Here is an 18,429-nt window from a genome sequence, read left to right as displayed (position 1 = left end):
CCATCCACCTCACCAACTCGTCAGCACCAGGTGGTTCACCACCAGCGCCGTGGCCGCGGACGCGGCGAGCCACCACCGCCGCCCCTTCGACGGCAGCAGCGCCACCGCGGGCAGCAGCCACACCTCGAACGGTAGCCAGATGCGTTCGACCTCCGCCTTCGACAGGCCGGACAGGTCGGCGAAAGCGATCGTCAGCGCCGCGGCCAGCACGATCAGGGTGACCGGCTCGCGGAACGACCGTTTCGGCTCGGCGAGGAAATCCGCGCCCGCCCGTCGCGTCCCGGCGATCACGGCGGGCCCGATCGCGATGAGCACCGCCGCGATATCCGCCCACACCCAGTAGGAGTACGGGCGCAGCGTCGCGATTCCCTGGTAGTAGCGCTCCACCACCAGGTGATAGCCGTCGAGCCACCAGAAGCCCGTCAGCGCGAAGGCCACGACGACCACGGCCACACCCGCCGTGGCGAGGAGCAGGATCCGCCATTCGCGGGTCAGTACGACGACGGCAAGCACGATCACGGCCAGCAGAACGAGACCGTACGAAAGGAAGAGCCCGAACCCGAGCAGCAGACCGCCGGGGAGTGCGAGGATCCGCCGCCGCGTGGCCAGCGCCAGCAGCGCGATCCCGGTCGCCGTGACCCCGGCGAAGAGCCCGTCCGCGGACACCCCGATCCAGATCGCACCCGGAGTGAGCACCGCGAACGGCAGGACCGTCCTCGCGGCGTCCTCCCTGCCCAGCGCGGCGAGCGTCACCGGGACCGCGACCACCGCCAGGCAACCGACGAGCACGACGACCGTCGACGCCCACGCGCCGCCCTGGAGGCCGAGCCTGTCGAGCCAGACGAAGACGAGCGTCGCGCCCGGCGGATGCCCGGAGACGTGCGTCGTCCACGAGTCCGGCTGGAAGTCCAGGATGCGCGAGGAGAATCCGGCCAGCATCTCCGGGATGTCGGTGATCCCGGGGACCTCGTGCAGGTACTCGTGTTCCGTGGTGAGCCTGCCGGTGAAACCGCGCGCCCAGCCGTCGATCATCGCCAGCGAGAACGTCCACGCCAGCGCGGTCACGTAGCCGAGGGCGAGCAGCGGACGCCACCGCAGCCGCGCGGCGAGCAAGGGACCTTTGGTGACGACGAGGAGCGCGAGCACGACGGCGGCGACCGAACCCGGCCCCACATGCGGCAGCCACAAGCCGAACAGCGGCGGCGCGAACGCGTAGATCACCACGCCGGAACCGGGCCGGTTGTAGTGGAGGCCGACGCCGATCGCGGCGGCGACCACGAGCATCGCCAGCCCGACGGCGATCAGATCGGCCCGGCGACCGGTGCGGGAAGGGGCGGTGACAGTGGACATCACCGGCACCGTAACCGCGTTCCCGGCGCGAAACGACGCGTCGGCGCCGTCCGTCAGAACTCGGTAAGACCTTCCCTCACCCGCCCGGCCGCGACCCGACCAGGAGCAGGCACAGCACCGCCACCCCGGTGACGACCCCGGCGACCAGCAACATCGGGTCGAGCGACGGTCCCGTGGCCGCCGCTTCTTGGGTGACCGGCGGGGCGGGCGCCGAGCTCTCGGGGACCACCGGAGCCGGAGCCGGGGCCGCGCTGCTCGTCGGAGACGTGGGCGCCGAAGACGTCGCCGGACGAGTCGTGGTCTGTTTCGGCGGCGTGGGAGACGGCTGCTTCGCGGGCGTTTCCGCGGCGAGCACGGTGACCGTCGCGCGCATGTCCGGATGCACCGAACAGTAGTAGGAGTACGTGCCCGGCTTCGTGAAGGTGTAGCTCCAGCTCTGGCCCGCCGAAAGCTGCGGACTGCGGAAAGCGACCGGTGCGCTCGTCGTGACGACGTCGTGGGGCGCCTGATCGTGCTGCATCCAGGTGACGGTGTCCCCGGCCCGCACGGTCAGCGCCGCCGGTCCGTAGGCGTAGTCCTGCATCATCACCTGATGCGTGGCCGCGTTCGCCGGTGGCGCGACGCAGATGGCTTGCAGGACGAGGAAGAACGCCGTCAGGACGAGGGCGGCGAGCCGCTTCATCGGACGAACTCGATAGCGATCTCGACGTGGACGCGCCGGACGTACCAGGGCGCGCGACGCGGCCGGGGCAGGATTCCCTTGGCCCACAAGACGATCCCTTCTTCGTCGACCGGACGCAGCTCGCCCGACAGCACGAGCCCGCGGTTCCCGATCCACCCGTCGATCCGCACTCGCCGCCCGTCGACGACGAGCTCGCCGGAGGTGAACGTCACTACGCGAGTGTCGTGCCGGATCAAGTGCTTCAACGGCCACGGATAGGTGCGCAGCGAAGGGACGTCCAGTTCGACGAAGAGCGCGGGATCCTCCGAGACGTCCAGGTATCCCGCGGTCGCGGTGAACCTGGCGCGAGCCAAGGGGAAACGCAGGAATCTGAACGACGGCTCGACGACGCAACGATCCGGGCGGAGCGTGTGGCCGGCCTGGGCCGGGGCGGGCAGGAGTTCGGTGTCGGACATCGCTCGTCTCCGTACTGGGGAACGTGGATACTGGCGAAGGGCCCGGCCGGCCGCTTACCGGCCGGGCCCCGGCTAGCAGCTCGCCTGGTTCAGCAACGGGGTGAGCACGGTTTCGAGCCACACCGTATGCGTTTTGATGTACTGGTCGAGGTTCAGCAGATCGGCCACCTGCTGACCGGGTGACGTCTCCAGATGCGCGGATTTGAGATGCGCGACGATCGGGGCGAGCGTGTCGGCGACGACCTTGTCGGCCGATCCGTCCAGCACCGGGGCGAGGACGGTTTCCAGCCACACCGTATGGGTCTTGATGTACTGGTCGAGGTTCAGGATGTCCTGCACCTGCTGCCCCGGCGAGGTCTGCAGATGCGCCGCCTTGACGTGGTCGATGATCGGCTGCAGCACCCCCTTCGGGACGCAGGACCCGCCACCCGGGGTGGTGGGCGGCATCGTGTGCGGCGGGCTCGACGTCGGCGTCGAGGTCGGCGGGACGCTGGTCGGCGGCGACGTAGGCGTACCCGAGCCCTCCACCTTGACCGCGGCCTTCATATCCGGGTGCACCGAGCAGTAGTAGGAGTAGTTCCCGGCCTTCGTGAAGGTGTGGCTGAAGGTCTGTCCCTGTTGCAACGTGGGCGAGGTGAACTTCTCCGGGCCGTCGGTGATGACGACGTTGTGCGGCGCGGTGTCGTGGTTCGTCCACGTCACCGTGTCGCCGACGGCGACGGAAAGGCTCGCCGGACTGTACTTGTATCCCATGATCTCGACGGTTTTGGCCGCCGTCGGTGCCGCCGCCTTCTCCTTGGCGATCTCCTGGTACAGCGGAACCGCCAGCGGCCCCTGCTTCGACAGCGCGGCAAGGTCGACGTCGGCGCTCTGGGCGGTGTCCGCCTGCTGCCCGCCTCGCAGGGTGGCGAGGCTGAACAGCGCGACACCCAGGGCGAGGATCGCCACCGCCACCGGCCAGATGCGCCGGGCGGGCACCGGCGGCGGCGCTTCGGCCGTGGGGTTCCCGGTCTCCTGGTTGTCCATTGAGGACACTCCTTTCGGTTGGACGGTCACCGGCCGGGGCTGGCCGTGACGAGAAGGCTCGCCGCGACGAGGACCACGATGACGAGCGCGGTCTCGGCGGCGACGGAATGGACGAAGGGGCGGACGGTGGCGGCGTCCCCGCGCAGGACCACCGCGAAATCCAGGCGCCGGGAGACCCAGCTCTTGCTGCCCTGCGCGATCACGAGGACGACCGCGAGGACGAGCAGCTTGACCACGAGCGTGCGCCCGTAGTCCGTTGTGGACAGCCGATCCCAGCCGCCGACCGTCTGCCACGCCAGCACGGCACCGGCCACGACGACGGCGAAGACGGAAACCATGGCCAGCCGGGAATAGCGCGGTACGACGGCGGCGAGTTCACCGGGCTCACGCCGGGACAGCACGCCGAACAACAGGACGGCCAGTCCCCCGATCCAGGCGCAGATCCCGGCCAGATGCACGAGGTCCGCGACCTGGGTGAGCAAAGGTCTCCCGCTCTCGACAGCGTGCCCGGTCAACCCCGTCGTGCGCAGCAGCCCGAGTGTCACGACGCCCGCTCCGACCCGCCAGGCGGTCGACGTCGCCGCGTTCCGGCCGCGCTGCATCAGGTCGGCGAGGACGACACCCGCCAGCAGCCACAGAAGCGCCTTCGCGAACCAGACGCGCCCGAACTGGGTGTCGAGCACTTGCCCGAGCAGGTCCCAGTCGAACAGGTCGGCGGCCGGACGTTGTGCCGCCCATGCGCCCTGCAGACCGAGACCCGCGACGGTACCGGCGAAACCGAGCAGCCATCCGGTTCCGACGACCTTGCGGGCCCGGCCGTGCCCGGCGCCGTCCGGCCACAGGAACGCGAGGAAGAACAGGCCGCCCGTGAACAGGGTCATGCCGAAGTAGTCCACGCAGCGGGCGAGTACGTACCAGGTCTTGACCATGGTTCACCGGGCCGGAACGGGGACGGTTTCGAGGACGACCGTGCCGTCGTCCGCGCGGCAGTATCCGAGCAGTGTCGCGCCGAGCCCGTCCGCCCCCGTCACCCCGAGGCCTCCGGTGACTCCGCCGAGCAGCGGAAGCGCGGCGACCTTGTCCAGAACCTGTTGCACCGCACCGGGTTGACAGCTCGGAAGTTCCTCGGGCGGTGGCGGCGGAGTGGTCGGCGGATCCGGATGCGGATGCGTCGGCGGCGCGGGTTCCGGCGGCGGCGCCGAAGGGCTGACCTCGACACCGCCACCGGGCCCGGGCGGCGCCACCGGGGCGGGGACGTCGGTGACCGGAACCGCCGGCAGGGAAGGAATGGGCGCGGGAGGCGGCGGCTTCCCGTCCGGCACCGGCGACGGAGCGGACGGCGCGGGCTGGGCGATCACCGGTGGCGGGCTTTCCGCCGCCGTCCCGGGTTTCAGCCCGAGACCCGACGCGTATCCGACGACGATCACGACCGCGCCGGTGAGGCTCGCCGCGATCAGCTGATCCCGGCGCGGGACGATAGCTCGCAAAGCCACGAAGAAGTCCTCTCCTACGAAGGAGAAAAGGGGAACGGTTCGATGGGCGAGAAGAAAACCAGCTGCCGCGTTACCTGGCATGATCGTCACATGAAGCCCAGGTAAAGGAACCCGGCCCGATGACTCCGTCCGGCTGTGAATTCCTCCGCCGAATGCCCGGCCCGTGCGGCCGAACGAGTGAAGCCCGGCCGTTTCCGAGTGCTTTTCCGCCAGGAGCGGTGAGTTTTCGTTAACACGGTTGTCGCACGAACCCTCTCCACCGCAACGCGTCCGACCATTCCGTCGCCCACGATGGGCGTCCCCGACGCGATTGCGAGGAACAACCATGTCGCTTTTCCCGCCATCGGTGCGAAACGCGCCGCGCGGAGCCGCGCTGGCCATCGCGGTGCTGTTCATGGCACTCGCCTGCGCCCAGCCCGCCATGGCGCACAGCGTTCTCGTCTCGAGTGATCCGGCGAAGGAAGCCTCGCTCGATTCCGCGCCCGCCGTCGTAACCTTGGTGTTCAACGAGCCGCTCGACCGCGGTTTCACCGAACTGGCCGTTCTCGGCCCGGACGGAACGTCGCACTGGGAAGGCGGACCGCCCGTGGTCACCGGGGAGAAGTTGTCCGCGCCTCTTCGGCCGCTGGGCGCCGCCGGCGTCTACACGGTGAAGTACCGCGTGGTGTCCGCGGACGGCCACCCCGTGTCGGGTTCCGTCCCGTTCACGCTCACCACGGCGGGCCCTGGTACGGCCGCGGTCCCGAAGGTGCGGAGCGAAACCGCGGTGGCGGACGACACCGTGCCGGTGTGGCCGTGGATCGCCGGGGCCGCGCTGGTCGCGCTCGCCGGGGCGTTCGTGGCCAGGCGGATCGCGAAACCGTGACGGGCACCTTAGCCCCGTCCCGGCCACCCGGCGGGCCGGACGCGGAATCCGTCAGAACTCGGTAAGAACTTCGCCGACGTCATGATTCGGTAAGCACGGCAAGGGTTTTCGTCCGTCCATCCCGGACTTAGCGTACTTCGCGTGAACGATGACCAGGTTGACGTCGTGCTCCCCTGTCTCGACGAGGCCGGCGCCCTGCCCGGCGTACTGGCGGCGCTGCCCGAACGGTATCGGGCGATCGTGGTCGACAACGGCTCCACGGACGGTTCCGCCGAGATCGCGGGCGGGCTCGGGGCGAAGGTCGTCCACGAACCCCGGCGCGGCTACGGCGCCGCGGTGCACACCGGGCTGGAAGCGGCGACGGCGGACGTCGTCTGCTTCGCCGACGCCGACGGTTCTCTCGATCTCGCCGAACTCCCGATGCTCGTCCGAGGCCTCGCGGACGCGGATCTGGCGGTCGGAAGGCGGGTGCCGACCGGGCCTGGTGTCTGGCCGTGGCACGCGAGAGCCGGGAACGCGTTGATCTCGTCGCTGTTGCGGCACAAGGGATTGCCGGTCCGGGACATCGCGCCGCTGCGGGCCGCTCGACGACAGGCGCTCCTCGATCTCGGCGTCACCGATCGCGCCTTCGGCTACCCGCTCGAACTGCTGATCAAGGCGAGGCGCGTGGGCTGGCGAGTCACCGAGTTCGACGTGTCCTACGGCGAACGCGCGAAAGGCACGAAGTCGAAGGTGTCCGGTTCGCTGCGCGGAACCCTCCGTGCCGCACGGGATTTCGGGCGGGTGCTGAGCCGATGACCTTCTGCCTGCTGATCGTCGCCAAGACGCCCGTTCCCGGTTTCGCGAAGACGCGGCTCTGCCCACTCGCGACACCGGAACAGGCCGCCGAGATCGCGGCCGCCTCCCTGCTCGACACCCTCGACGCCGCCCTCCGGACCCCGGACGCACGCGTGGTCGTCGCCATGACCGGCGAACACGGCAAGTCCGCCCGTGGCGCGGAAATCGCCGCGGTACTCCGAAAAACGGAGGTGATCCCCCAACGCGGTGAAGGTTTCGACATCCGGCTCGTCAACGCCCACGCCGACGCCCCTCGCCCCGGGGAGCCGGTGCTGCAGATCGGGATGGACACCCCGCAGGTCACCCCGGAACTCCTTGCCGACGCCGCGGACAGGCCCGGGGATTCCGTCCTCGGCCTCGCCGAAGACGGCGGCTGGTGGGCACTGGGACTCAAGGACCCGTCGTACGCCAAGGCGCTCGCCGGGGTCCCGATGTCGCGCGACGACACCGGACGGCAGACCCTGCGCGCGCTGACCGATATCGGACTGCACCCCGGCACTCTGCCCACACTGTCCGATGTGGACACGATCGCGGACGCGCGCCGCGTCGCCGCCGCGGCACCACACGGCCGGTTCGCCCGAGCGGTGGCCGAAGTCCGGTGACCGCCTTCGACCGCGGCCTGCTCGGCCACCGCTGCTGGCTGGAACTGGCGACCGGCGAACGCGTCGACCTGCCGGTGGACCGCTGGACGGCCATCCCCTGCGAAGGCGACGAGGTGCTCCTCGCCGCCTGCGACGGCCCGACCCTCGACGTCGGCTGTGGCCCCGGCAGGCTCACCGCCGCACTGTCCGAACGCGGCGTCGCCTCGCTCGGCGTCGACATCTCCGCCACCGCCGTACGGCTCACCCACGACCGGGGCGCCGCCGCGCTCCACCGCGACGTCTTCGACCGGCTCCCCGGCGAAGGACGGTGGCGGCATGTCCTGCTCGCCGACGGGAACATCGGCATCGGCGGCGATCCGCACCGGCTACTGACGCGGATGGCGGAACTGATCACCGACAGCGGGACCGTGCTCGTCGAACTCGACCCGCCCGGCCGCGGCCTCCGCCAGGACCGGGTCCGGCTGCGCCCCGACAACGGCGCCTGGTTCACCTGGGCGTGGGTCGGTGTCGAGGCGATCGCGGACCTCGCCGCCCGCGCCGCGTTCCGCGTCGCCTGGTCCACCAGCCACGGCCACCGCTGGTTCGCCTGCCTGGAGAAAGCATGAACACCCCTTCGGAGCGCGTGACCTCCCGGATCGGGCTCGCCCTCGCCGTCACGTTCACGCTGTGCTTCGTCACCGGCCTCATCAGCCATCTCATCCAGCATCCGCCGTCGTGGTTCGGCTGGCCGAGCCGTCCGGTCTGGCTGTACCGGGTCACCCAGGGCACGCACGTGCTCTCCGGGATCGCGTCGATTCCCTTGCTGCTGGCCAAACTCTGGAGTGTCTACCCGAAACTCTTCGAGCGGCCGGTGATCCGTTCCCTGCCGCACGCGCTCGAACGCCTGTCGATCCTCGTGCTCTCCGCGGCCGCGTTCTTCGAACTCGTCACCGGCTTGTTCAACGTCGCGCAGAACTATCCGTGGAACTTCTACTTCCCGCAGCTGCACTACGCGGTCGCGTGGGTGGCGATCGGCTCGATCCTGGTGCACATCGCGGTGAAACTCCCCATCGTCCGCCGCTCGCTGACGACGAAGCCCGAACCCTCGCGGCGCGCCTTTCTCCGCACGACCTGGCTGGCCGCGGGAGTCGCCGTCGTGGCGACGGCCGGTGCGACGGTTCCGTTGCTGCGCACGGTTTCCGGCCTTTCGTGGCGCAGCGGTAAGGGCCTTCCGGTGAACCGGACCGCCGAAGCCGCCGGTGTCCTGGACGCGGCGAAAGACCCGAACTGGCGGCTCACGGTGGTGACCCCGAGCGGCACGAGAACCTATTCACTGGAGCAGCTTCGCGCCCTGCCGAGGACTTCGGCCGAACTGCCGATCGCGTGCGTCGAGGGCTGGAGCGAATCCGCGCACTGGAGCGGTGTCTCCCTGCCGGACCTGTTGCGGCACGCCGGAAGCACGCCGGGCACCCCGGTCCGCGTGTTCTCGCTGGAGAAGGCGGGGCCGTACGGGATCAGCGAGCTGCCTGGCGAGCACACCGCGGACGAACTCACCCTGCTGGCACTGGAACTCGACGGTGAGGTCCTCAATGCCGATCACGGTTTCCCGTGCCGGATCATCGCCCCGAACCGGCCCGGCGTCCTGCAGACGAAATGGGTCACCCGCTTGGAGACGCTGTGAAGACGTTGCGGTTGCTGCTGTTCCTGCCCGGCCTCGCCGCGCTCACGTGGGGCGCGGTGCTGTTCTCCGAGTACGCGTTCTCGCTGCGCCCGGACGTCTTCGGGACGCTCGGCTGGCTCGCCGGCGGTCCGCTGGTCCACGACCTGCTGGTCGCGCCGCTGGTCGGCGCCGTTGGCCTCGCGCTGAGCAGATTCCTCCCGGACCGCTGGAAGACGCCGGTCAAGGCGGGCGCGGTGCTCACCGGTGTCCTGACGCTGCTCGCGTTCCCGTTGCTGTGGCGGCCTTTCGGCGGTGCGCGGAACCCGGGCCTGCACGACGCCGACACCGTCACCGGCCTGCTGCTCACCCTCGCCGTCGTGTGGGCCGGTGTGCTCGTGGCCGTGCTCTGGCGACGGCCTCGTGAGTGGTAAGGACGGTTAGAACCGTCCTTACCACTCACGAGACAAAAGGGACCACGCGCGACCGGGATTGGCAGCCGGTCGCGCGTGGTCTCCGTGGTCCGGCCCGCTGGGGGTTCGAGCCGGAGCTGGTCTCGGCCGCGCACGGCGGCCGAGCGTCTCTAGTTCGGGGTGACGGGCTGGCCGCCGAGGGTCACCTCGATGACCTTGTCCCCGCTGAGGGTGAACTTCACCTTGTCGTTCGGCGCCCTGGTGCGGATCTCGGCGACGAGCGCGTCCGCGTTGGGGATCGTCCGGTCGTCCAGCTTCGTCACGACGTCGCCGGATTTGAGGCCCGCCTTCTCCGCGGGGCTGCCCGGCGTGATCTCACCGAGCTGCGCTCCGCCCGTCGGCGCCGTCTGCACTCGCGCGCCGATGAAGGTCTGCGTCGCCTGGCCGGTGTTGATGATGTCGTCGGCCGTGCGGCGCGCCTGGTCGATCGGGATCGCGAAACCGATGCCGACGTTGCCGCCGCTCTCGCCGCCCTGGCCCTGCGCGGACTTCGGGCTGTAGATCGCCGAGTTGATGCCGATGACCTGGCCGGCCATGTTCGCGAGCGGGCCGCCGGAGTTGCCGGGGTTGATCGCCGCGTCGGTCTGCACCGCCGACATCACCGTGGTCTGGTCGCCGTTGCCGCCGGCGCTCACCGGCCGGTTCAGCGCGCTGACGATGCCTGAGGTGACCGTGCCGGTCAGCTCGAACGGCGAACCGATGGCGACCACCGGCTGCCCGACCCGCAGGTCGTCGGACCGGCCGAGCTCCACCGGGGTCAGGCCGCTGACGCCGCTGACCTTCACCACGGCGATATCCGTCGTGGGGTCGCGGCCGACGACGGTCGCCGTCCCCTTCTTGCCGTCCTGGAACACCGCCTGGATCTGCCCGCCTCCGGCGGCGACCTCGACGACGTGGTTGTTGGTGAGCACGTAACCGTCGGTGCTGAGCACGAAACCGGAGCCCTCGCCCGCCCCCGACCGGCCGGACACCTGCAGCTCGACCACGCTCGGCGACAGCTTCTGCGCCACGGATTCGACCGAACCGGCGGGCAGGTTGCCCGTCTGCTGGGCGGGCTTCGGCGCGTCGAGCGCGTTCACGGCGGAACCGCCGGACCCGTCACCGGTCAGGTAGCCGACCGTGCCGCCCGCGACCCCGCCGACCACGAGCGCGATCGCCGCGACACCGGCGAGCAGCTTGCCCGAGGTGGACTTCTGCGCCTGGCGCTGCTGCGGGACCGCGTAGACCGACGGACCCGGCTGGGTGAACGGCGTCTGCTGGCCGGGGATCTGCTGGCTCTGCGTGTACGGACCCTGCGACGCGTGCTCCTGCGTCTGGGTCTGCTGGGCCTGGGTCTGCTGGGCCTGGGGCGACCACGGGTTGTACTGCTGCTCCGGGGTGTAGGCCTGCTGCGCTCCGGTGTGGGGAGTGGCATGGCCGCCGAGGCCGGTCGCGTCAGGCTGCTGCGGCGCGGGCTGAGCCGCCCAGGCAGCGCTCTGCTCCGCGTCCGGCCGATCGCCGGCGGGCCGCGCCTTCTCGGCGTCGTTCTCGGTCATGTCTTCACCTTGCGGGATGGTCCTGAGAAGTTCCTGAGCCAAAGCTGTGCATCGCACATGAGTATGGCCCTGTCAGCGGGTGGCGCGCAGCCTGTCCGCGATCTGCTCGGGGGTGGCGTCGTTGATCCACACGGCCATCCCGGACTCCGAACCCGCCAGGTACTTCAGCTTGTCCTTGGACCGCAGCACCGAGAACACCTCCAGGTACAGCCAGCCGAGTTCGCGGTCGCGTTTGGCGGGCGCCTGGTTCCAGGCCGCGATGTAGGGCAGCGGCCGGTCGTACAGCCCGTCGCAGCGGCGAAGGACTTCGAGGTAGACGTCGGCGAAGTCGTCACGCTCGGCGTCCGAAAGCGCGGGGATGTCGGGCACCTGCCGATGCGGCACGATCTGGACCTGCACGGGCCAGCGCGCGGCGGGCGGCACGAACGCCGTCCAGTGCTCGCCGGCGACCACGACCCGCTCCCCGGACGCCCGCTCGGCGGCCAGGACGTCCCCCATCACCGGACGGCCGTGCTCGGCCTCGTAGGCGCGGGCGACCTCCAGCAGGCGCTCGGTCTTCGGCGTGACGAACGGGTATCCGTAGATCTGACCGTGCGGATGGTGCAGGGTCACGCCGATCTCTTCGCCGCGGTTCTCGAACGGGAAGACCTGCTCGACACCGTCCATCGCGGACAGTTCGGCGGTGCGGTCGGCCCAGGCGTCGACGACCGCGCGGACCTGTTTCGCCGTGAGCCCGGCGAAAGAACCGTCGTGGTCGCTGGTGAAGCAGACGACCTCGCAGCGCCCGACGCCCGGCGCGACCGGCACCAGCCCCGCTCCGTCCACTGTGGACGAGTCACCGAGGACGTTGCGGGCGAAGGAAGGGAACCTGTTCTCGAACACGGCGACGTCGTAGTCCGCCTCCGGGATCTCGCTCGGCTTCCCGGGTTTCGAGGGGCACAACGGACACAGGTCGGCGGGCGGTTTGTAGGTGCGCGTCTGCCGGTGCGCGGCCATCGCGACCCATTCGCCGGTCAGCGGATCGCGCCGGATCTCCGACGCCGCCGCGACCTGGGGCAGGTCACGCGTGTCCTCGGCGGTGCGTTCGGGCGCGCCCGGAGCGTCGAAATAGATGATCTCCCGGCCGTCGGCCAGGTGCCTAACCGTGCGCTTCACGCTTCTTCAGCCTCAGCCGTCTCCGCCGTTTCGGCGATCATCAGCTCACCCGCCTGCTCGGTGAGCGTTTCCCTTGCGTTGTCGGACAAACCGTCGTCCGAGACGACGACGTCGGCCTCTTCGAGCCCGGCGATGGTGGAGATCCCGACGATGCCCCATTTGGTGTGGTCGGCCAGCACGACCAGCTTGCGGCCCGCTTCGACCAGCGCGCGGTCGGTCTCGGATTCGGTGAGGTTCGGTGTGGTGAACCCGGGGCCGTCGGCCATCCCGTGCACGCCGAGGAAGACGACGTCCAGGTGCAGCGACCGCAGGCTCTGCACGGCGACCGGGCCGACCAGCGCGTCCGACGGGGTGCGGACACCGCCGGTGAGGACGACCGTGCGATCCGGCTGGTTCGCGCCGCGCAGCACGTCGGCGACCTGGATGGAGTTCGTGACGATCGTCAGGCCGGGGACCTCGTCGAGCGCCCTGGCCAGCGTCCAAGTGGTGGTGCCCGCGGAGATGCCGATCGCGGTGCCCGGCCGGACCAGCCCGGCCGCGAGGGCGGCGATGGCCTCCTTCTGCGCGCGCTGGCGCACGGATTTCGCCTCGAAACCGGGTTCGTCGGTGCTCTTGCCGACGATGGAGGTGGCGCCGCCGTAGACCTTCTCGACCAGGCCACGGCTCGCGAGCACGTCGAGGTCGCGGCGCACCGTCATATCGGAAACGCCGAGCCTCGCGACGAGATCGCTGACCCGGACCGCCCCGGTCCGGCGCGCCTCCTCGAGGATCACCGCCTGTCGTTGCCGCGCGAGCACGAAGCCTCCGATGACTACACTGGATCAACTACACAAAATCCTACACGATCAAACATGGCGCGGCCCGCCGAGTTGCCTGCCACGATGTGGCCATGGCCAGGCTTCGCGACGTCGTCTTCGACTGCCGGCATCCGGCTTCGCTCGCCCGCTTCTGGGCGGCCGCGCTCGACGGCTACGAAGTCGCACCCTATGCCGAAGAGGAGCTTGATCGCCTTCGTTCCCTGGGGTTTTCCGGTCCCGAAGACGATCCTTCGGTGCTGGTCGAAGCGGCGTCGGGGCCCCGGCTCTTCTTCAACCTGGTGCCGGAACCGAAGGTCGTCAAGAACCGCGTACATCTGGACCTGACCGGAGACAGCGTCGAACGGCTCGTCGCCTTGGGCGCGCGTGTCCTCGCGCACCCTGAAGAGGGATTGGTCGTGCTCGCGGATCCCGAAGGGAACGAGTTCTGCCTCGTCAGTCCTCCGCCGTCTCCTTGACGCCGTCGATCGGGACGCCGCGGAAGCTCAGCACGAAAAGCGAGACGGCGCCGAAGAACAGCGCGATGTCGGCGACGTTCCCGACGAACCAGCCGTTGTAGTCGATGAAGTCGACCACATGGCCGCGCGCGAAGCCGGGCTCGCGGAACAGGCGGTCGCCCAGATGCGTCGTCGCGCCCCCGAGCAGCAGCCCGAGCGAGATCGCCCAGCCCGCCGAACGGACCTTTCGGGAGATCCACAGCAGCGCGACCACCGCGGCCGCGGCCAGGATCGCGAAGATCCAGGTGGAGTTCGCGCCCAGCGAGAACGCCGCGCCCGGGTTGTAGAGCAGCCTGAACCGGATGAAATCGCCGATCACCGGGATCGGCGCGTGATCGGTGAGGGCGTCGACGGCCCACCATTTGGTCAGCTGGTCGGCGGCCAGCAGCACCGCGGCCACCAGCAGTGTCCACAGCAGACGGCGGGGCGGCGGCTCAGGCGCGTTCTCGGTGCTCATCACCCGTCAGAGTAATGGCGAGCGCGTTGAGCGCGGCGGGGAAGCCCACGTAGACGGCGAGATGCAGGATCGCCTCGACAGCCTCCCGGAGCTCCCCCGCGTCCTTCGCTTCCTGGAGGACGTCGGCCAGTTCCGGCGCCACGCCGCCCTTCGCCGTGTACACCGCGATCCGCTTGAGCCGCCCGGTCGTTTCGTCGTCCTGCGCCAGGTCACCACCGACGTTCGACACGGCGTCGCGATGGAACCGAAGCTGCGCCTCCGCGTAGCCCAGGGCCTCCAGCGCGGCGACGGTCACCAATTGCCGCTGTGCCAGCGAAAGCCCCGGCCGCTGGTAGACCCCGCCGTAGACGAAGGCCACCGCTTCCCTGCCGTAGTCCGTCGCCCCGACGGCGTCGAACAGCTTCAGCACGGCGGGGTTCTCGACGCCGCCGAGCAGCCGAAGCAGCTCGAGACCCTTGTCGTAGTCACCCATCAGGCCGGGGCTCCCGGGAGCCGCAAGGTCATCAGCGCGCCGCCGGTGGCCGCGCGGCCCGCGTAGACGTCGCCGCCGTGCCGCTGCGCCGCGTGCTGGACGATGGCGAGGCCGAGCCCGGAACCGGGCAGCGTCCGCGCCTCGGATGAGCGATAGAAGCGGTCGAACACCTTCGGCAGATCCTCGTCGGCGATGCCCGGCCCGGAGTCCTCGACTTCGAGCACCGCCGTGCCGTCGCCGACCGGGTACAGCCGGACCCCGACCGTCGACCCTTCCGGCGAGAACTTCACCGCGTTGTCCAGCAGGTTCAGCACCGCGCGTTCCAGCGCGCTGGTGTCGCCGGTCAGCACCCACGGCTGCAGCGAGACGTCGAATTCGATCTCGCCCGCGCGGCGGCGTGCCCGGTCCAGCGCGCGCTCGACGACGTCGACCATCTCGACCCGCTCGTGTTCGATCCGCGGCTCGTCCTGGCGCGCGAGCTCGACGAGGTCGCCGATCAGCTGGGTCAGCTCGTCGAGCTGGCCGCGGATGTCGGCCTCGATGTCGCTGCGGTCCTCGTCGGACAGCGTCCGCGCGCCCGGCCTGCTCGCGGACAGCAGGAGCTCCAGGTTCGTGCGCAACGAGGTCAGCGGAGTGCGGAGTTCGTGTCCGGCGTCCGCGACGAGCTGTCGTTGCCGTTCTTGCGATTCGGCGACCGTGCCCAGCATCGTGTTGAAACTCTGGGTCAGGCGGGCGAGTTCGTCGTCGCCGCTCACCGGGATCGGCCGCAGGTCGCCCGTGGTGGCGACGCGTTCCGCCGCCGACGTCAGCCGGTCGACCGGCCTCAGCCCGGCTCTCGCGACGGCCGTTCCCGCGGCCGCGGCGACCAGGATCCCGGCGCCGCCGATCAGGAACAGGACGACCGAAAGCTCGTTCAGGGTGCGTTTCGTCGGGCCGAGCGACTGGGCGAGCACCATCGCCTGCCCCGCGCCCTGCGGGAGGGCGACGACCCGGCTGTCGGTCTTCGGGTCGGTCCGCAGGGAGAACGGTGAGTCCCCGGAAGCGACCGCGATCTCTTCGTCGCCGTACGGCGGGCGGCTGCCGGACTGCGGATAGGTCAGCCGGACCTTCTGCCCCACCGTCAGCTGCCCGATCTGCAGATCCGCGCTGGCCAGGAAGGCGCCGGGAACCTGCTGCAGCTCGGTCTGCACCTGCGGCGAATCGACCGCGGCCTGCGCGCGGGCGAGCAGGTTGTCGTCCACCTGCTGGTAGAGGTTCTCCTTCACGACGAGATACGCGCCGAGGGAGACCAGCGCCACCGCGCCCGCCACCGAAACGGCCGCGAGCAGCGTCACCCGGCCGCGGAGCGAGAAGCGCCGCGTGCCCCAGCGGTCGCCGCGCGGATCCTTTTCGGACACGTCGACGACCGGGACCGGCTCGGTCACGGCGGGGTTTCCCTCAGTACGTAGCCCACTCCCCGCACCGTGTGGATCAGCCTCGGTTCGCTCCCAGCCTCGGTCTTTCGGCGCAAATAGCCGACGTAGACCTCCAGCGCGTTGCCCGACGTCGGGAAGTCGTATCCCCACACTTCCTCCAGGATCCGGCTGCGGGTCAGAACGTGCTTCGGGTAGGAGAGGAACAGTTCGAGGAGGGCGAATTCGGTCCTGGTGAGGCTGATCTCCCGCCCGCCCCGGCGCACCTCGCGCGTCCCCGGGTCCAAGGTGAGGTCCGCGAACGAGAGGACCTCCGCGTTCTGGCCTGCCTGCGGATCCGGGATCGCCCGGCGCAGAAGCGCGCGAAGGCGCGCGAGCAGCTCTTCGAGCGCGAAGGGCTTCGGCAGGTAGTCGTCGGCGCCGGCGTCGAGGCCGGACACCCGGTCGGACACCGTGTCCCGCGCGGTCAGCACGAGAATCGGCAGGTCGTCACCGGTGCTTCGCAGGCGTCGGGCGACCTCCAGGCCGTCGAGCCGCGGCATCATCACGTCGAGGACCATCGCGTCGGGTCTGTTGGCGATGATCGCTTCCAAGGCCTGCGCGCCGTCCCCGGCCAGCTCCACCTGGTAGCCGTTGAACTCAAGGGATCGCCTGAGTGATTCACGGACGGCCCTGTCGTCGTCCACTACGAGGATGCGCATGGCGACAGTCTTACGCAGAGTGCTGAGACTCGCCTAAGAACACACACAGAACCAACAAAGGAAATCCGGCGGTCCGGAAGACGTTTCAGCCGGTCTCGGGCCCTTTTGCAACAGGTGCGTTCCATCTCCGCCACAAAGCGAGCATCCGGACCCCCACCACCGCGGCGGCTGCTACCACCGTCACCGGCCCCGGCGGCAGTCGCAGAGCGTGACCGATCACGACGAGCACGGCCCCCGCGAGCGCCGCGACCGCGTAGATCTCCTTCCGCAGCACGAGCGGGATTTCCCGCAGCAGGAGATCACGCACAGCGCCGCCACCGATACCCGTCGTCATGCCGATCAAGCACGCCGCGTAGGGGGTGGCGCCCGCGTTCAACGCGATGGTGGTCCCCGCCGTCGCGAACACCCCGAGCCCGAGCGCGTCAGCGAGCAGTACGGCACGCCTCAGCTTCGCGATCTGCGGATGGAAGACGAACACGACCAGCGCCGTCCCGCCGCAGACCGCGAGATAAGGCCAGGTCCGCAGGGTCGTCGGCGGTGTGATCCCGAGCAGGACGTCACGGATGACCCCGCCGCCGAGCGCGGTCGTCAACCCGACGACCACGACCCCGAAGACGTCCAACCTGGACCGCACCGCCGCGAGCGCCCCCGAAGCGGCGAACGCGATCAAGCCGAGGAACTCGAGCGCGGTGAGGATCATTACTGGTCGAGCAGGCCACCGCGGTAGGCCAGCAGCGCGGCCTGCACCCGGTTCGCCGCGCCGATCTTGGACAGGACGGCCGAGACGTAGCCCTTCACCGTGGCCTCGGACAGGTGCAGGCGCCCGCCGATCTCGGCGTTGGACAGCCCCTGCCCGATCAGCCCGACGACCTCACGCTCCCGCTCGGACAACGACGCGAGCAGCTTGCGCGCCGGCTGCGCGGCCCGCTGCTCGTCCCGATGCGACTGCACCATGCGCGCCGCGACCCCGGGATCGAGCACCGCGCCACCCCTCGCGAGGTCGCGCACCGCCCTGAGCAGCGCCGCGGGATCGATGTCCTTGAGCAGGAAGCCGTTGGCCCCGAGCCGCAGCGCGAGACTGACGTAGTCGTCGATGTCGAACGTGGTCAACATGGCCACGGTCGGCGGATCGGGCAGCGCGAGGATGGCCCTCAGCGCGCGAATACCGTCGTCAGGCGCCCGCATCTTGATGTCGAGCAACGCGACGTCAGGGTGGTACCGCCGGGCGACCTCGACCGCTGATCTCCCGTCGCTCGCCTCGCCCACGATCTCGATATCGGCAGCGCCCGACATCATGGCACGCAGGCCCGAACGGACCAGTTCCTCGTCGTCGGCGAACATGAGCTTGATCAACGAAGCCCTCCGGCAGCCGGGGGAGCGGCGTCTCGCGTCCCGTTAACGAAGATTACCTACTGTTGTTCAGGGTTTCGAAACCAGACACGTACGAGTGACCCGCGCGGGTCATCTGTGTCGATCTAGCGCTCGATTCAGACCCTGTTCTCCTGCTGGAGAGTGTGGCCGCTCCTGGGTGGATCCGCAGGTCGAGTGTCACTGGACGGCCAGTGTCGCTCTCCGGCCGCTGCCCGCTAGCGGACTCTTGGGAACCGCCGTTCGGGGCATTTCGGACCGGCCGCTCGGTTGCTCGGCCCTCGTGCCCGGCCGGGGGCGGTCACCCGGTAGGCTGTGCCTGGCAGTACATGCCCTCGTAGCTCAGGGGATAGAGCACCGCTCTCCTAAAGCGGGTGTCGCAGGTTCGAATCCTGCCGGGGGCACACAGGTCTGAGGCGTCTTCGAAGCTCTCCAGCGCGACGTCGTGACCCCGTCCATGACCCAAACTTCGCCCCTGGCCAAGCCGCGGCATACCGCTCTGACTCTCATCACGCCGCTGCTGTGCCAATGCCTCCTCGCCCAGGAGCCCCCCCCCCCGGCCCCGGCCGTCTCCACCTCATCTTTTGTTGAGAAGGTA

General features: G+C 69.9%; 22 protein-coding genes and 1 tRNA gene. 8 read left to right on the top strand and 15 right to left on the bottom strand.

The window, feature by feature from the left end:
* Positions 1 to 9 precede the first annotated feature (9 nt).
* From ACFWIW_RS08805 to ACFWIW_RS08780, 6 genes are all read right to left on the bottom strand, one after another.
* A complete protein-coding gene (locus tag ACFWIW_RS08805; protein WP_378367882.1) occupies positions 10 to 1,350 on the bottom strand; it encodes a hypothetical protein in 1,341 nt (446 codons plus the stop codon).
* A 76-nt stretch (positions 1,351 to 1,426) separates the two neighbouring features.
* A complete protein-coding gene (locus ACFWIW_RS08800; protein ID WP_378367881.1) occupies positions 1,427 to 2,032 on the bottom strand; it encodes a cupredoxin family copper-binding protein in 606 nt (201 codons plus the stop codon).
* Positions 2,029 to 2,487, bottom strand: coding sequence for a hypothetical protein (locus ACFWIW_RS08795; protein WP_378367880.1), 459 nt, complete (start codon positions 2,485 to 2,487; stop codon positions 2,029 to 2,031). The genes ACFWIW_RS08800 and ACFWIW_RS08795 overlap by 4 nt, the downstream gene beginning before the upstream one ends.
* A 72-nt stretch (positions 2,488 to 2,559) precedes the next feature.
* A complete protein-coding gene (locus ACFWIW_RS08790) occupies positions 2,560 to 3,513 on the bottom strand; it encodes a plastocyanin/azurin family copper-binding protein (protein WP_378367879.1) in 954 nt (317 codons plus the stop codon).
* A 26-nt stretch (positions 3,514 to 3,539) separates the two neighbouring features.
* Positions 3,540 to 4,442 (bottom strand): copper resistance D family protein, encoded by a 903-nt coding sequence (locus tag ACFWIW_RS08785; protein WP_378367878.1) that lies wholly within the window; start codon positions 4,440 to 4,442, stop codon positions 3,540 to 3,542.
* Between the two features lie 3 nt (positions 4,443 to 4,445).
* Positions 4,446 to 5,006 carry a hypothetical protein gene (locus ACFWIW_RS08780; protein ID WP_378367877.1) on the bottom strand — a complete coding sequence of 187 codons (561 nt, stop codon included), beginning with the start codon at positions 5,004 to 5,006 and terminating at the stop codon, positions 4,446 to 4,448.
* A 325-nt stretch (positions 5,007 to 5,331) separates the two neighbouring features.
* Between ACFWIW_RS08780 and ACFWIW_RS08775 the strand changes: the two genes are divergently transcribed.
* The 6 genes from ACFWIW_RS08775 (at position 5,332) to ACFWIW_RS08750 (ending at position 9,380) form a co-directional block, all read left to right on the top strand.
* Positions 5,332 to 5,871, top strand: coding sequence for a copper resistance protein CopC (locus ACFWIW_RS08775; protein WP_378367876.1), 540 nt, complete (start codon positions 5,332 to 5,334; stop codon positions 5,869 to 5,871).
* Positions 5,872 to 6,012: 141 nt separating this feature from the next.
* On the top strand, positions 6,013 to 6,669 hold the full coding sequence (locus tag ACFWIW_RS08770; RefSeq protein ID WP_378367875.1) for a glycosyltransferase family 2 protein: 657 nt from the start codon (positions 6,013 to 6,015) through the stop codon (positions 6,667 to 6,669).
* Entirely contained in the window at positions 6,666 to 7,310 is a 645-nt protein-coding gene (locus ACFWIW_RS08765) for a DUF2064 domain-containing protein (RefSeq protein WP_378367874.1), read from the top strand. The genes ACFWIW_RS08770 and ACFWIW_RS08765 overlap by 4 nt, the downstream gene beginning before the upstream one ends.
* Positions 7,307 to 7,915: a methyltransferase domain-containing protein gene (locus ACFWIW_RS08760; protein ID WP_378367873.1), complete on the top strand. Its 609-nt coding sequence runs from the start codon at positions 7,307 to 7,309 to the stop codon at positions 7,913 to 7,915. Before ACFWIW_RS08765 ends, ACFWIW_RS08760 begins: the two co-directional genes overlap by 4 nt.
* Positions 7,912 to 8,970 (top strand): molybdopterin-dependent oxidoreductase, encoded by a 1,059-nt coding sequence (locus ACFWIW_RS08755; RefSeq protein WP_378367872.1) that lies wholly within the window; start codon positions 7,912 to 7,914, stop codon positions 8,968 to 8,970. The genes ACFWIW_RS08760 and ACFWIW_RS08755 overlap by 4 nt, the downstream gene beginning before the upstream one ends.
* A complete protein-coding gene (locus ACFWIW_RS08750; RefSeq protein WP_378367871.1) occupies positions 8,967 to 9,380 on the top strand; it encodes a hypothetical protein in 414 nt (137 codons plus the stop codon). Before ACFWIW_RS08755 ends, ACFWIW_RS08750 begins: the two co-directional genes overlap by 4 nt.
* A gap of 149 nt (positions 9,381 to 9,529) precedes the next feature.
* Here ACFWIW_RS08750 and ACFWIW_RS08745 read toward each other — a convergent pair whose 3' ends face one another.
* The 3 genes from ACFWIW_RS08745 to ACFWIW_RS08735 all read right to left on the bottom strand — a co-directional run bounded on the left by ACFWIW_RS08745 (position 9,530) and on the right by ACFWIW_RS08735 (position 12,906).
* A complete protein-coding gene (locus ACFWIW_RS08745) occupies positions 9,530 to 10,954 on the bottom strand; it encodes a trypsin-like peptidase domain-containing protein (RefSeq protein WP_378367870.1) in 1,425 nt (474 codons plus the stop codon).
* A 72-nt stretch (positions 10,955 to 11,026) separates the two neighbouring features.
* A complete protein-coding gene (galT, locus tag ACFWIW_RS08740; protein ID WP_378367869.1) occupies positions 11,027 to 12,109 on the bottom strand; it encodes a galactose-1-phosphate uridylyltransferase in 1,083 nt (360 codons plus the stop codon).
* Positions 12,106 to 12,906 carry a DeoR/GlpR family DNA-binding transcription regulator gene (locus ACFWIW_RS08735; protein ID WP_378367868.1) on the bottom strand — a complete coding sequence of 267 codons (801 nt, stop codon included), beginning with the start codon at positions 12,904 to 12,906 and terminating at the stop codon, positions 12,106 to 12,108. The genes galT and ACFWIW_RS08735 overlap by 4 nt, the downstream gene beginning before the upstream one ends.
* Positions 12,907 to 12,998: 92 nt before the next feature.
* On the opposite strand from ACFWIW_RS08735, the gene ACFWIW_RS08730 reads away from it, so the two are divergent.
* A complete protein-coding gene (locus ACFWIW_RS08730; protein ID WP_378367867.1) occupies positions 12,999 to 13,382 on the top strand; it encodes a VOC family protein in 384 nt (127 codons plus the stop codon).
* Here ACFWIW_RS08730 and lspA read toward each other — a convergent pair.
* The 6 genes from lspA to ACFWIW_RS08700 all read right to left on the bottom strand — a co-directional run bounded on the left by lspA (position 13,360) and on the right by ACFWIW_RS08700 (position 17,816).
* Positions 13,360 to 13,878 (bottom strand): signal peptidase II, encoded by a 519-nt coding sequence (gene lspA, locus ACFWIW_RS08725; RefSeq protein WP_240599600.1) that lies wholly within the window; start codon positions 13,876 to 13,878, stop codon positions 13,360 to 13,362. The genes ACFWIW_RS08730 and lspA overlap by 23 nt on opposite strands.
* On the bottom strand, positions 13,856 to 14,350 hold the full coding sequence (locus tag ACFWIW_RS08720) for a carboxymuconolactone decarboxylase family protein (protein ID WP_378367866.1): 495 nt from the start codon (positions 14,348 to 14,350) through the stop codon (positions 13,856 to 13,858). The genes lspA and ACFWIW_RS08720 overlap by 23 nt, the downstream gene beginning before the upstream one ends.
* A complete protein-coding gene (locus tag ACFWIW_RS08715; protein ID WP_378367865.1) occupies positions 14,350 to 15,774 on the bottom strand; it encodes an ATP-binding protein in 1,425 nt (474 codons plus the stop codon). The genes ACFWIW_RS08720 and ACFWIW_RS08715 overlap by 1 nt, the downstream gene beginning before the upstream one ends.
* A complete protein-coding gene (locus ACFWIW_RS08710; RefSeq protein ID WP_240599598.1) occupies positions 15,771 to 16,463 on the bottom strand; it encodes a response regulator transcription factor in 693 nt (230 codons plus the stop codon). Before ACFWIW_RS08710 ends, ACFWIW_RS08715 begins: the two co-directional genes overlap by 4 nt.
* 85 nt (positions 16,464 to 16,548) lie before the next feature.
* On the bottom strand, positions 16,549 to 17,163 hold the full coding sequence (locus tag ACFWIW_RS08705; RefSeq protein ID WP_016337390.1) for a trimeric intracellular cation channel family protein: 615 nt from the start codon (positions 17,161 to 17,163) through the stop codon (positions 16,549 to 16,551).
* Positions 17,163 to 17,816 (bottom strand): response regulator transcription factor, encoded by a 654-nt coding sequence (locus ACFWIW_RS08700; RefSeq protein WP_005155565.1) that lies wholly within the window; start codon positions 17,814 to 17,816, stop codon positions 17,163 to 17,165. Before ACFWIW_RS08700 ends, ACFWIW_RS08705 begins: the two co-directional genes overlap by 1 nt.
* 346 nt (positions 17,817 to 18,162) lie before the next feature.
* Here ACFWIW_RS08700 and ACFWIW_RS08695 point away from each other — a divergent pair.
* Positions 18,163 to 18,235, top strand: a tRNA-Arg gene (locus ACFWIW_RS08695).
* The last annotated feature ends 194 nt before the right edge of the window (positions 18,236 to 18,429 follow it).

The organism is Amycolatopsis sp. NPDC058340, from assembly GCF_042723975.1.
Lineage (GTDB): Bacteria > Actinomycetota > Actinomycetes > Mycobacteriales > Pseudonocardiaceae > Amycolatopsis.
The sequence above is the reverse complement of the archived record's forward strand: the minus strand, read 5'-3'. Positions and strand labels throughout refer to the sequence as shown.

Bases quoted from the DNA above. Each gene is read 5' to 3' on its own strand.
- ACFWIW_RS08745 (WP_378367870.1), bottom strand. From the start codon at position 10,954: ATGACCGAGAACGACGCCGAGAAGGCGCGGCCCGCCGGCGATCGGCCG.
- ACFWIW_RS08730 (WP_378367867.1), top strand. From the start codon at position 12,999: ATGGCCAGGCTTCGCGACGTCGTCTTCGACTGCCGGCATCCGGCTTCG.
- ACFWIW_RS08705 (WP_016337390.1), bottom strand. From the start codon at position 17,163: ATGATCCTCACCGCGCTCGAGTTCCTCGGCTTGATCGCGTTCGCCGCT.
- ACFWIW_RS08710 (WP_240599598.1), bottom strand. From the start codon at position 16,463: ATGCGCATCCTCGTAGTGGACGACGACAGGGCCGTCCGTGAATCACTC.
- ACFWIW_RS08795 (WP_378367880.1), bottom strand. From the start codon at position 2,487: ATGTCCGACACCGAACTCCTGCCCGCCCCGGCCCAGGCCGGCCACACG.
- ACFWIW_RS08800 (WP_378367881.1), bottom strand. From the start codon at position 2,032: ATGAAGCGGCTCGCCGCCCTCGTCCTGACGGCGTTCTTCCTCGTCCTG.
- ACFWIW_RS08775 (WP_378367876.1), top strand. From the start codon at position 5,332: ATGTCGCTTTTCCCGCCATCGGTGCGAAACGCGCCGCGCGGAGCCGCG.
- ACFWIW_RS08790 (WP_378367879.1), bottom strand. From the start codon at position 3,513: ATGGACAACCAGGAGACCGGGAACCCCACGGCCGAAGCGCCGCCGCCG.
- ACFWIW_RS08720 (WP_378367866.1), bottom strand. From the start codon at position 14,350: ATGGGTGACTACGACAAGGGTCTCGAGCTGCTTCGGCTGCTCGGCGGC.
- ACFWIW_RS08755 (WP_378367872.1), top strand. From the start codon at position 7,912: ATGAACACCCCTTCGGAGCGCGTGACCTCCCGGATCGGGCTCGCCCTC.
- ACFWIW_RS08765 (WP_378367874.1), top strand. From the start codon at position 6,666: ATGACCTTCTGCCTGCTGATCGTCGCCAAGACGCCCGTTCCCGGTTTC.
- ACFWIW_RS08805 (WP_378367882.1), bottom strand. From the start codon at position 1,350: ATGTCCACTGTCACCGCCCCTTCCCGCACCGGTCGCCGGGCCGATCTG.
- lspA (WP_240599600.1), bottom strand. From the start codon at position 13,878: ATGAGCACCGAGAACGCGCCTGAGCCGCCGCCCCGCCGTCTGCTGTGG.
- ACFWIW_RS08785 (WP_378367878.1), bottom strand. From the start codon at position 4,442: ATGGTCAAGACCTGGTACGTACTCGCCCGCTGCGTGGACTACTTCGGC.